Origin of the sequence: Anaerovibrio lipolyticus LB2005 (assembly GCF_000621545.1) — a bacterium.
Classification (GTDB): Bacteria; Bacillota; Negativicutes; order Selenomonadales; family Selenomonadaceae; genus Anaerovibrio; species Anaerovibrio lipolyticus_A.
This window is the reverse complement of record NZ_JHYA01000002.1, coordinates 165,787-178,158: the sequence shown is the minus strand read 5'-3', so window position 1 is coordinate 178,158 and position 12,372 is coordinate 165,787. Positions and strand designations below refer to the sequence as shown.

At 45.2% G+C, this 12,372-nt stretch carries 10 protein-coding genes and 1 pseudogene; all 11 read right to left on the bottom strand.

Annotated features, from left to right (window positions below):
• Position 1 precedes the first annotated feature (1 nt).
• Positions 2-559 carry a ribosome recycling factor gene (frr, locus tag T355_RS0102575; RefSeq protein ID WP_027396388.1) on the bottom strand — a complete coding sequence of 186 codons (558 nt, stop codon included), beginning with the start codon at positions 557-559 and terminating at the stop codon, positions 2-4.
• Between the two features lie 2 nt (positions 560-561).
• A complete protein-coding gene (gene pyrH, locus T355_RS0102570; protein WP_037324744.1) occupies positions 562-1,278 on the bottom strand; it encodes a UMP kinase in 717 nt (238 codons plus the stop codon).
• Positions 1,279-1,414: 136 nt separating this feature from the next.
• Positions 1,415-2,287: a translation elongation factor Ts gene (tsf, locus tag T355_RS0102565; RefSeq protein ID WP_027396386.1), complete on the bottom strand. Its 873-nt coding sequence runs from the start codon at positions 2,285-2,287 to the stop codon at positions 1,415-1,417.
• Between the two features lie 84 nt (positions 2,288-2,371).
• Positions 2,372-3,088: a 30S ribosomal protein S2 gene (rpsB, locus tag T355_RS0102560; protein ID WP_027396385.1), complete on the bottom strand. Its 717-nt coding sequence runs from the start codon at positions 3,086-3,088 to the stop codon at positions 2,372-2,374.
• Positions 3,089-3,242: 154 nt separating this feature from the next.
• The gene (locus tag T355_RS0102555; protein ID WP_027396384.1) at positions 3,243-4,676 is read right to left on the bottom strand and encodes an Rne/Rng family ribonuclease; all 1,434 of its coding nucleotides are present in this window, start codon (positions 4,674-4,676) and stop codon (positions 3,243-3,245) included.
• A 37-nt stretch (positions 4,677-4,713) separates the two neighbouring features.
• A pseudogene (locus tag T355_RS0102545) lies at positions 4,714-7,285 on the bottom strand (TIGR03960 family B12-binding radical SAM protein).
• Positions 7,286-7,320: 35 nt separating this feature from the next.
• The gene (rodA, locus tag T355_RS0102540) at positions 7,321-8,430 is read right to left on the bottom strand and encodes a rod shape-determining protein RodA (protein WP_027396381.1); all 1,110 of its coding nucleotides are present in this window, start codon (positions 8,428-8,430) and stop codon (positions 7,321-7,323) included.
• A gap of 216 nt (positions 8,431-8,646) precedes the next feature.
• Positions 8,647-8,907 (bottom strand): cell division topological specificity factor MinE, encoded by a 261-nt coding sequence (gene minE / locus T355_RS0102535; protein WP_027396380.1) that lies wholly within the window; start codon positions 8,905-8,907, stop codon positions 8,647-8,649.
• Between the two features lie 13 nt (positions 8,908-8,920).
• Complete coding sequence (gene minD / locus T355_RS0102530) at positions 8,921-9,709, bottom strand: septum site-determining protein MinD (RefSeq protein ID WP_027396379.1); 789 nt, start codon at positions 9,707-9,709, stop codon at positions 8,921-8,923.
• 11 nt (positions 9,710-9,720) lie between these two features.
• Positions 9,721-10,368, bottom strand: coding sequence for a septum site-determining protein MinC (gene minC, locus T355_RS0102525; RefSeq protein ID WP_027396378.1), 648 nt, complete (start codon positions 10,366-10,368; stop codon positions 9,721-9,723).
• A 40-nt stretch (positions 10,369-10,408) separates the two neighbouring features.
• Positions 10,409-12,352: a penicillin-binding protein 2 gene (gene mrdA, locus T355_RS13275; protein WP_231482966.1), complete on the bottom strand. Its 1,944-nt coding sequence runs from the start codon at positions 12,350-12,352 to the stop codon at positions 10,409-10,411.
• Positions 12,353-12,372 lie beyond the last annotated feature (20 nt).

Sequence of the window (12,372 nt, the reverse complement as noted above, 5' to 3'; positions counted from 1 at the left end):
ATTATACTTCCATAATTTCTTTTTCTTTGGCTTCCTTTAATGTATCCACAGTCTTAATGAAGCCGTCAACAATCTTCTGGAACTTTTCCTGTCCCTTCTTGGACTCGTCCTCAGTGATTTCCTTGTCTTTTTCCAGCTTCTTAATATGCTCATTGGCATCACGACGGATATTGCGAATAGCCACCTTGGCCTCCTCTGCCTTCTTGCTGACAGTCTTAACCAGCTCCTTACGACGCTCCTGGGTAAGCTGAGGAATAGACAGGCGAATGGCAGTGCCATCAGAGTTAGGGGAAAGTCCCAGCTCAGACTTCATAATAGCCTTTTCAATTTCATGTAGCATAGTCTTTTCCCAAGGCTGAATCATAATCATACGAGCCTCTGGAACAGAAACCTTTGCCACCTGATTTACAGGAGTTGGGGTGCCATAATAATCTACCATAACCTTATCCAAAAGAGAAGGAGTGGCACGGCCTGCACGTAGGGAACCAAATTCTCTCTTAAGTGCATCAATAGACTTATTCAAACGTTCCTCGCTGGAAGATACAATGTCGTTAATCATGATTATTTACCTCCTACAGTAGTACCAATATCTTCGCCAATGGCTGCACGGTAAATATTCTCAAAATCATCAATCTTGAATACAACCAATGGAATATCGTTATCCATGCACAGACTGGTTGCAGTGGAATCCATTACACTCAGGCTGCGGAGAAGAATCTCTTTGTAGCTGATATTGTCAAATTTCTTGGCATCATCATTCTGATTTGGATCCTTATCGTAGATACCCTCTGTACCCTTCTTGCCCATGAGAATAACATCTGCCTCAATCTCGGCAGCTCTGAGAGCTGCAGTGGTATCAGTGGAGAAATATGGATTGCCGGTACCAGCACCAAAAATTACTACGCGTCCCTTTTCCATGTGACGGGTAGCCTTACGACGAATATAAGGCTCAGCCACCTGACGCATCTCGATAGCAGTCTGTACACGGGCAGGAACATTCTGCTGCTCCAGAGCATCCTGAATTGCCAATGCATTAATAACAGTAGCCAGCATCCCCATATAGTCCGCCTGGGCACGGTCCATACCCTTGGCACTTCCTGCAAGGCCTCTCCAGATATTGCCGCCGCCCACAACGATAGCCACATCAATACCAGCATCATGTACGCGCTTTATCTGCTTTCCGATAGCTTCAACCACAACAGGATTAATGCCAAATCCCTGATCACCTGCCAAAGACTCGCCACTAAGCTTTAGTAGAACGCGCTTGTATTTTCCCACTGTAACAACCTCCAAATCCGAGAATAACTAAATCTTTAATATATTTTTATTTTCAAAAACAATATTTACCATTTATATCTTAAAGAAAAGGGACCGCGTCTGCAAGTCCCTTTTTCTATGAGAATAAAATATTTAATTACTTAATCTGAGCTGCAACCTCTGCTGCGAAGTCCTCGTTCTTCTTCTCAAGGCCCTCACCCATCTCAAAGCGGGTAAAGCGGAGAACCTTAACATCACCGAGGATGTCCTGAATGGTCTCATGATCGGAAGACTTGAAGAATTCCTGCTCAACCAGGCAGATTTCCTTATAGGTTTTATTGAGACGACCCTCAACCATCTTGTCAACGATGTTCTCAGGCTTGCCCTCTTCCAGAGCCTGTGCACGGAGTACAGCACGCTCATGGTCAAGATACTCAGGATCAACGCCACTACGGTCAATGCTCTGTGGCTTCTGAGCAGTAATCTGGAGAGCGATGTCCTGTGCCAGCTCATCGCTGCCGCCGGAAAGCTCTACAACTACACCAATCTTACCACCCATGTGGATGTAAGTAGCCAGCTTGTTCTCGGAAGTATATACAACGAAACGACGGAGGGACAGCTTCTCACCGATGGAAGCAACAGCCTCAGTCATAACATCAGCAACAGTCTTGCCATCCAACATGGAAGCGTTGAGAGCATCAATATCAGCAGGCTTGGTTGCAATGATGTGCTCAGCAATCTTCTTAACCAGTGCCTTAAAGTTATCATTCTTTGCAACGAAGTCAGTCTCGGAGTTAACCTCAACCAAGCAAGCAGTGTTAGAGGCAGCATCGTAAGCAGCAGCTACAACACCCTCGGAAGCAATGCGGCCAGCCTTCTTTGCAGCCTTGGAAATGCCCTTCTCACGGAGGTAATCGATTGCCTTGTCCTTATCGCCATCGCACTCAACGAGAGCCTTCTTGCAGTCCATCATACCAGCGCCAGTAATCTCGCGCAGTTCTTTAACTAATGCAGCAGTAATCTGTGCCATTGTTTATTTCCCCCTATTAATTCGGATATAATTTCAAAAAAACAAGGGATAAGGGATATCCCCTTACCCCTTTTAAGGTTTATATTACTCAGCGTCCTCAGCTGGAGCCTCTGCAGCTTCGCCCTGACGACCCTCGATAACAGCATCTGCAATCTTGCCGGTAATGAGCTTAACGGCACGGATAGCATCGTCGTTACCAGGAATTGGATAATCGATTTCATCTGGATCGCAGTTGGTATCGATAATAGCCACGATAGGAATGTTCAGCTTGTGAGCCTCTGCTACAGCGATTCTTTCCTTGCGTGGGTCAACGATGAACAGAGCACCTGGGAGCTCCTTCATGTCCTTGATACCGCCGAGATACTTCTCGAGCTTCTCCATCTCATGCTTCAGACCCTGTACTTCCTTCTTGGTAAGAACCTCGAAAGTACCGTCCTCTGCCATAGCCTCAAGCTCCTTCAGACGCTTAACGCGAGCCTGAATAGTCTTGAAGTTGGTCATCATACCGCCCAGCCAACGCTCGTTTACGAAATACTGGTCAGCCTTCAGAGCCTCTTCCTTAATAGCCTCCTGAGCCTGCTTCTTGGTACCAACGAAAAGAACGGACTTGCCAGACTCAGCTACGCTGCGTACGAAGTTGTAAGCCTCCTCAGCCTTCTTAACGGTCTTCTGAAGATCAATGATGTAGATACCATTGCGCTCGGTGAAGATGTACTTAGCCATCTTAGGGTTCCATCTTCTGGTCTGATGTCCGAAATGAACACCAGCCTCTAATAACTGTTTCATAGAAACAACTGCCATAGTGGTGCACCTCCTGTTTTTATTTCCTCCGCCAGCCTCATCCGTTTAAACCACCACTTTGGGCACAGGTTAAACGTCCTCTGGCGTGCGTTTTTCTAATTACACCGTGAAATACTATACCATATACAAATACAGAATGCAACTATAAATATTATTATTTTTGTGTAAGGATATAAGTCCCCGGCATTACTTCCCGTGAGGACTCCAAGGAAATGTCTACCCCATATTCGTCCCTAAGCCGTCTAAAGCTGTCCATAGCCTTGATTTCATTGGCCGTCTGGGGATTGAGCTGAAGTATATAGCCATCAGCCGCATGCTTTCTGACTTCTATTCGGCGAATGTTACGGCATACCTTCACTGCCAATGACTCTGGTGACAAAACTCTGCCATTGCCCTCACAAACAGGACACTGGCAATACAGCATACTTTCAATATTTTTCCGTGATTTTCTTCTGGTGATTTCCACCAGCCCCAAAGAGGTAATATCCACTATGTTGGTCTTGGAGCGGTCGCGCACAGCCAGCTGCCGCATTCTCTCTAACAGAGCATCATTTTGCTGCTGTGTTTCCATATCAATGAAATCCACCAGTATTATGCCACCAATATCCCGCAAACGAAGCTGTCGCATAATTTCATCGGCCGCTTCAATATTCAGCTTGTACACCGTATCTGCCAGATTCATATCACCTACGAAGCTGCCAGTATTCACATCAATAACTGTCATGGCCTCGGTCTTATCTATTACAAGGAAGCCACCGGACTTCAGCTGGACCGTGCGGCCCTTCAGCTGCTCCAAAGCCTCGGTAACGCCATTATCCTTGAAAATATTTCTGCCGTCGTACAATTCAATTCGCTGCAAGACATCTGGAGAAGTAACCTTTATAAGGTCACAGACTCTTTTATACATCTTTGGATTGTCAATAACCATCTTGTCCACATCATCAGTGAGATAGTCCCGGACAATCCGAATCACCAAATCTGCATCACGATATAATAGGGAGCTGGTGGCGGACAGCTTTGCCTTGGCCAATATCTCGTCCCATATTTTCATTAGGTATTGAATATCCCTAACAATATTTTCCGCTGGCTGTCCCTGAGCCGCAGTACGTATAATACAGCCCATGTTCTTCGGTACTTCAGCCCGAACAATATCATGGAGACGCTGGCGTTCCTCATTATTCTCTATACGATGGGATGTTCCAATATATGCAGAATTAGGCATCAATACCACATGGCGGCCAGGAATAGACAAATGCATCGTAGCCCGTGGTCCCTTGGTGCCCACCTCATCCTTTATTATCTGGACTATGACATTTTGCCCCACCGTAACATTTTCCCGGGGAGAATTGGCCTGGGCCGTGGAAGCTATTTTGCCATTTCCTACATAAAGGAAGGCATTCTTTGCTTGACCAATATCCACAAAGGAGGCCTGCATACCCTTAAGGACATTCTGAACCTGCCCCTTGTATATGTTGCCTACTAAATGGGCATGGTCCGGTCTTTCCAGCTCCAAAGCCATGAGCTGACCATTCTCAACCACAGCCATACGAGTTTCCTCCGGCATAACATTCACATATATGTTTTTCATTGCAAATCCTCCTTTCTGTGAATATGTAGCATTTAATTTATACTAAATCAATAAGGTCTTTTCCTTGCCCCATGAGCTTGCAGCGATTGATTAATGCCCGGCCCAATGCAACTGGCAGGCCGTATTCATTATATAACAGCTCCAATATTTCCGCTGGCTTTATACTACCGGTCTGGGTAATGGAAATATTCATGGTAAGCTTCACCCAGTCACCACTCATACCAATTTTCACTGGCTCAATCATGTACTGCTTAACCTCAATATCACGGGTCTTTTTAGGGGTAACACGATGATAATTAACCTCTGAGGCAGCATTATATCTTTCCACAGCCTTAACTGCAACATCCCAGTCACCTATAAGAGGTGCTACCACCTCATAGATGCCCTGCTCCACCTCAGCCATCAGTGCCTTATGCTTTTTCCCCTCACAAGGCTTTGGTTCCTTTACTGGCTTTAGCTTGATAAGTCTTATCCCCGGAGGCAGGGCTGCTGACAGCTTATCAAAAATCTCCGGCTGGCAGAGGGGCTTTGTCAGTTCAAAATCCATATACTCCGCGTCACTGGTTACCCCCAAGGACAATGGTGAAGCAAAGGACATCTTCAGATGAGGATTAAATCCCTCAGTATAAGCAGCTGGCAGCTTGGCACGGCGAATAGCCCGCTCCATAACTCCCGCATAATCCAAATGGGAAATATATCTGATTTCATCCCCCTTGGTTAGCTGAGCACGATACTTATACATTTGCCTTCACCTCCCCTTCTTTGCGCTTCCAGTCTACAATATCCACCTTAAGGGATGGGCAGACCCCACAGCCGGAGCACTTACCACGGCGGCAATCCTCTGTCAGCTGCTCCGCAACAGCCTTGTTCCATTCACGCTTAAGGAAATCCTTGGAAACTCCTGGGGTAGTATGCTCCCATGGTAATGGTTCATCGAAATCGCGGGTGCGCTCACTGTATTCCTTCATATCAATGCCGCACTTTCTGAAGGCTTCGTGCCAAACATCTTCCTTAAAGAGGTCTGTCCAGCCATCAAATTTAGCCCCATCCTTCCAGGCCTGATAAATCACCTGGGAAATACGACGGTCTCCACGGGAAATAGCCCCTTCAAGAACGCTGACTCTGGCATCATGGTAATGGAACTTTACAGCTCTTTCAGTAATGCTGTCCTTTAAAAGACGCTGACGACGTTCAAATTCATCCTTTGGTAGCTGACCAAACCACTGAAAAGGAGTATGAGGCTTTGGTACAAAGCAGGATACACTGATGGTTACAGTAACACCCCACTTGCCCTTAACCTCCTTGTACTTTCTGGCTACCTTCTCCGCCAGTCTGGCAATACCCACAATATCCTCGTCAGTTTCCGTAGGCAAGCCCATCATAAAATACAGCTTAACCTGCTTCCAACCCTGTTTAAAGGCGGCTTCCACAGCTGTCATAAGATTTTCCTCAGTAACACCTTTGTTAATAACATCACGAAGGCGCTGAGTTCCAGCCTCCGGGGCAAAGGTAAGACCGCTTTTGCGTACCTGCTGCATCTTGTGGGCCAAATCAATGGAAAAGCTATCTATACGCAATGATGGCAAAGAAAAACTAACCTTTTCTCCTTCAAAATCAGCGAATAAATCATCCACCAGCTCTCCCAGACAGGAATAATCTGCAGAGCTAAGTGAAGTAAGAGACATTTCATTATAACCGGAGGAATCCACCAGCTTACGGGCCAATTCCCGGAGATATTCACGACTTCTCTCGCGTATAGGACGATATGAGGTACCCGCCTGACAAAAACGGCACCCACGGGTACAGCCTCTAAACAGCTCCAGCATAATTCTGTCATGAACTATACCAATATAAGGCATTACAGGCTTTTCCACGAAATGAACACTGTCCAAATCCCTAATCACCCGTTTATAAATCTTGTCCCTTGCCTCAGGCTCTTTTGGTTCTATAGAGGAAAAATACCCTTTTTCGTTATATTTAACGTTATAAAAAGAAGGTACATAAATACCCTCCAGCTTTGCTACTTCCTTCAAAAATCCTTTTCTGCCACCTGGCTTTCCTTCCCTTTTCCATTTCACAAAGGTTTTCGCCACTTCAGAGATAACTTCTTCTCCTTCTCCCAAAATGAAGAAATCAAAAAAATCAGCAATAGGCTCCGTATTATAAACGGTAGGGCCACCGCCTACTATAAAAGTATCCTCATCATTGCGGTCCTTGGTCCAAATTGGAATCCCAGCCAAATCCAGCATATTAAGAATATTGGAATATATCATTTCATACTGGAGAGTAAATCCCAGAAAATCGAAATTCTTAATTTCAGTAAAGCTCTCCAACGAAAATAAAGGTATGCTTCTGTCCCGCATGATTGCTTCCATGTCGGTCCAAGGAGCATACACTCTTTCACAGGCAGTGTCCTGACGGTTATTCAACACCTCATAAAGGATTTTCAGTCCAAGATTGGACATGCCAACCTCATAGGTATCGGCCATGGCCAGGGCGAAGTGGCAATCCACTTCGTCCCAGTCCTTATGTACAGCATTTAACTCATGACCTGTATAACGGGCAGGTTTTTCAACGGCCTGCAGGATTTCAGGTTCTAATTTAATCATTGCTCAAGCTCCTCTATTGATTCAAAACAGAAACCTTAAAATTGGAGTTTTTGGTTTCTCAGATAAATATTAAGTAAAATGGCCACAGCGAACATATTGGTGGTAAGAGCACTGACACCATAGCTCATAAACGGTAGTGGTATACCGGTTACAGGCATTATACCAGCTGTCATGCCCACATTAACCAGCACATGGAAGGCCAGCATGGAGGTTATACCCACAGCCAACAGCATGCCAAAGCTATCCTGGGCCTGCTGTGCTATTTTGATACCCCGCCACAGCACCACAAGATATAACAGAAGTAAAATAGTCGCTCCTATAAAGCCCAATTCTTCTCCTACTACAGCGAAAATAAAATCAGTGTGGTTCTCCGGCAAAAAATTAAGCTGACTCTGGGTTCCTGCAAATAGACCCTTGCCAAATAACATTCCGGAGCCTATAGCAATTTTGGACTGAATAATATGATAGCCCGATCCCAATGGATCCACATTAGGGTCCATAAACACCATAATTCGCATTTTCTGGTATTCCTTCAGCACAAAATGCCACATCAACGGAGCACAGGCCATGGCTACACCAAACATCCAGGCCAATAGCTTCAAATTAACTCCACAGGCAAAAATCATACCAAGAAAAATAGCCATAAACACCAGAGATGTCCCCAAATCCGGCTGCTTCAGTACCAGTAAAAAAGGAAGCCCCACATAGCCAGCCAATGGGAGTAAATCAGACCACTTGTTTATCTGCCCTATCTTATCCTGAAAGACAGAGGCCATACAGATGATCATAATTATCTTTGAAAACTCCGATGGCTGAATGGATATTGGCCCCAACTGAATCCACCGCTGGGCACCAAGAGCAGACTGACCCAAAAACATTACGGCCAGCAGCATAATTATGTTAAAAATATACAGTTTCTTGCCATAAGACTGTAGTGCCTTGTAGTCAAAATTCATAAAGAAGAATATAACTCCCACATTCAGAAGGGTGAATATGCCCTGTCTAAGTACATACCAATATCTATCCTCAGATGGGGTATTTATATGAGTGGCACTACCAATGGTGATAAGGCTCATAATGATTATACCGGCCACCCCGGCAATAAGCTCCACATCTATTTTTCTAAATTTTTTATTTAAAATCAAGGATCCTTCCTCCAAATTTAAATTCTAGTATAGCTTATATATGTTATCACGAACCATGTGAAAGAACAACCAAGTATAGCAAAAAAATACAGTGACACCCACTAGGACCATCACTGTATTTTAAATCATCTTTTAAAAAGTTTGGAAGGGATACATCAGGAACACCCCTTCTTCAGATGAACACTGCCACACTATTATGCAACAGCTTCGTAATTCTTATCTATGATGTCTCATGTTCTGAACCGGAATATTTGCTACCAGTGCTACAGAATCATCAACATTCTCCAGAGAAATTTCCATATCCGTCTTATCTATGATCATATATTTGGATAATACCTGAATGATGTCATCACGAATCATGCCCATCACTTCCGGTGAAACGCTGGCCCTGTCCTGAATGAGCACCATCTGGAGGCGTCTTTTGGCCACCTTGCCAGATTTCTCACTCGAAAAGATGCGCTTTATTGAATCAAGCATTTACAAGTCCCCCTCAAAATTTAAATGCTTTCTTCAATCTCTTGAAGAAGCCTTCTTTCTCAAATTCCATAAACGGGATATCTTCACCCAGGAGACGTCCCACAATATTCTCATAAGCCTTGCCGGCCTGAGAATCACTCTCACCAACAACTGGCTCACCGCGGTTAGCAGAGGTTACAACCTTAATATCATCTGGAACCTGACCAATGCACTTGATGGCAAGTATATCATTGATGTCATCCATATCCATCATCTCACCGCTATCTACCATAGCAGGTCTGATTCTGTTAATGATGAGTTTAATATTATCCTTTTCAGAGCGACCCAGCTCGCCAATAATCTTATCGGCATCACGAACAGCGGAAACCTCCGGCATGGTAACTACAATAGCAGTATCCGCACCAGCAATTGCAGTCTGGAAGCCCTGTTCAATGCCTGCTGGACAGTCAATAATCACAAAATCATATTCCTTGCGAAGCTCATCACAAAGAGCCATCAGATCGGCAGGATTTACCGCAGACTTATCCTTCACCTGAGAAGTAGGCAAAAGCTGCAGATTTTCATATTTCTTGTGACGTACCAGGGCCTTCTTAATTTCTACACGTCCCTCAACCACGTCAATCAAATCGTACATAATGCGATTTTCAAGACCAAGGAGCAAATCCAAATTGCGGAGGCCGGTATCGGTATCAATCAGAACAACCTTCTTGCCTCGCATAGCCAGACCCACACCAAGGTTTGCAGTAGTAGTGGACTTACCTACACCACCCTTACCGGAAGTAACAACAATAACCTCACTCATTCTTATAAATCCTACCTTTCTATCGGTTCAATAATTATTTGTCCATCTTTGATAGATGCCCGTTCAGCAAAATCACTTTTCTCCATTATATCAGGAGAACGGGCAATCATGTTGGCTATACGAATCTGCGTTGGCATAAGCCTGTCAGCAATAACCACGGCACTAATATCACCCCAAGCACCGGCGTGAACCATGCCACGACAGGTTCCCCGCACATCTATACTGCCCCCGGCAATAATCTGAGCACCGGGATTAACATTCCCCATAACCAGCACTGAACCCTGGCTGGTGACCTCCTCACCACCACGGACAGTGTGCTCCACCACAGTCATTTCCTGAGCTTCCACATTTCCATCATGCTGAATAAAATACTGAGGTGGCATCTGTGATTGTTCATCTGATACTGGTGGCGGATCTTTCTTTGCAGACAGCTCCACGCCCAAGCCATGCTGACTTAATATTTGATTAATCCCCTTCTTGACGGAGCGGTCCAAGTCAGCTACCTCCAGCTCAAACTTGGTTCCCTCCGGGAAAAAGCCTGGATTTTCATCGAGCTTCTTTTTAATTTCAGCTTCGATTTCCTCCATGCTGGCTGAACTATCCACCAATAAACGGAAGCCATCCTTGCCCCCTTTTATGGTTACCAAATCCCTGCTCATATTCTCCCCACCTATCTTATATTAAGATAAAATGATAAAATTATCGTTTGCTGTTTGCAGCACCATATTCCTTGCCTGCCACCGGGGCATTATTTACAACAGCGGGCTGCTCCTGGGCCTTGTTATTGGAATTGGAATTATTCTGCTTATTCTTCTGGGCCTGCTCTGCTTGTTTTCTCTGGCGTTCCAGCTCTGCCTGCTTGGCAGGGTCCGGAATATTAAAGGCCGCCTCCAAAATCTTTCTGCCGATTGGAACCGCTGAAGCAGCACCATAACCGCCCTGCTCCACGATAACTGCAACAACAACACTTGGATTATCAAACGGTCCATAGGCCACAAACCAACCATGATCACGTCCATGAGGGTTCTCCGCAGTACCTGTCTTACCAGCTATTTCAATAGGAAAGCCTCTAAAAACAGATGCCGCAGTACCATATTTTGTTACGCCCTTTAAGCCCTGCTGAACCAGTCTTATATGCTGAGGCTCAACTTCCAGTTGCCCCACTACTTCCGGCTTGAATTTCTTTACGGTTTTGCCATCTGGATCCACAATCTTGTCCACCAGATATGGCTTATACCGCTTGCCATCAGCAGCAATTTCGCCCATTACCATGGCCGCCTGAATAGGCGTAACATTGTTAAAGCCCTGTCCAATGGCAGCATCAAAGGTTTCCGCCAAATACCAGTCCTCATCAAATACCTTGCGCTTGTACTCCTGAGACGCCACCAGCCCCTCTGCCTCAAACAGCAGATTTATACCAGTAGGCTTTCCAAGGCCAAACATGCGGGCATATTTTTCAAGGCGATCAATACCGAGACGGTTACCCATCTCATAAAAATATACATTATCGGAGTGGGCCATGGCCTCTTCAAAGTTTATATAACCAAGAGCCTCTCCGTCTGCATTTCCCTTATCTACTATCCAATGCTTACCAGAGTCAAAGATTTTTTCCTCCGGGGTAACCACATGCTCTGCCAGAGCTGCAGTACCAGTGACAATTTTAAAGGTTGAGCCCGGTGGATATTCACCAGTAATAGCCTTATTGTCCATTGGATGATTTGGATTATTATTAATGGCATTCCAATTTTTAGAGGAAATACCACCTACAAACAAATTAGGGTCAAAGGATGGACGGCTGACCATGGCCAGCACCTCTCCAGTCTGTGGATTCATAACCACCACAGCTGCTGCTTTGGCACCTACAGCCACCAGCTGTTCATCCACAGCCTTTTCTGCGGCTGCCTGAATATCCTTGTCAATGGTCAGATAGAGATCAGAACCAGGAACAGGATTTTTCTTACCAAGGATTTCCACAGGCTTACCAGTAACATCTACCTCCACCTGCTCGCCGCCGTCTTCACCGCGCAGCTCCAAATCATATACCCGTTCCAAACCGGCCTTACCAATAATATCTCCCATCTTGTATTTGTGAGGAGAATCTTTTTTGGCCTCCAGCTCAGCATCGTTAATTTCACTAACGTAACCAAATACGTGTACAGCCTGTTCCTTGTAAATATATTCCCGGATTGGCAGAACCTCCACCACTACTCCGGGATAAAGATCCTTCTGCTCAGCGATAATACTGAGAATTTCAGGACCTACATCTGTCTTTATACGAATAGGATCAAAGCCTATATGGGCATCAATCTTTTCATTTATAGTCCCCGTTGGAACCTTCAGAAGCGCTGAAAGGCGATTTATAACCTCATCAGAAATTGGCTCCGTCAATGGCAACAAAGACACTGCAAAACCTGGTCTGTTGGTGACCATCATATTGCCATTTCTGTCATAAAACGTACCACGAGGAGCTACTGCAGGTACTATACGAATGCGATTACCATCTGCAAGGCTTGCATAATAGTCGCCATCATATAGCTGCAAATAACCAATGCGGCCTATCAGCACTGCAATAACCAGCACAATAATATAGCCAATTACCCGCAGGCGGCCGCCAAACTCTATATTATTTGTGTTTGTGTTCACTCAAAAAACTCCCACACTCG

What these genes read in the sequence shown, in the direction of transcription:
- frr (WP_027396388.1), bottom strand. Translation starts at nt 559, where the DNA reads ATGATTAACGACATTGTATCTTCCAGCGAGGAACGTTTGAATAAGTCT.
- minE (WP_027396380.1), bottom strand. Translation starts at nt 8,907, where the DNA reads ATGCTTGATTCAATAAAGCGCATCTTTTCGAGTGAGAAATCTGGCAAG.
- minD (WP_027396379.1), bottom strand. Translation starts at nt 9,709, where the DNA reads ATGAGTGAGGTTATTGTTGTTACTTCCGGTAAGGGTGGTGTAGGTAAG.
- tsf (WP_027396386.1), bottom strand. Translation starts at nt 2,287, where the DNA reads ATGGCACAGATTACTGCTGCATTAGTTAAAGAACTGCGCGAGATTACT.
- minC (WP_027396378.1), bottom strand. Translation starts at nt 10,368, where the DNA reads ATGAGCAGGGATTTGGTAACCATAAAAGGGGGCAAGGATGGCTTCCGT.
- T355_RS0102555 (WP_027396384.1), bottom strand. Translation starts at nt 4,676, where the DNA reads ATGAAAAACATATATGTGAATGTTATGCCGGAGGAAACTCGTATGGCT.
- rpsB (WP_027396385.1), bottom strand. Translation starts at nt 3,088, where the DNA reads ATGGCAGTTGTTTCTATGAAACAGTTATTAGAGGCTGGTGTTCATTTC.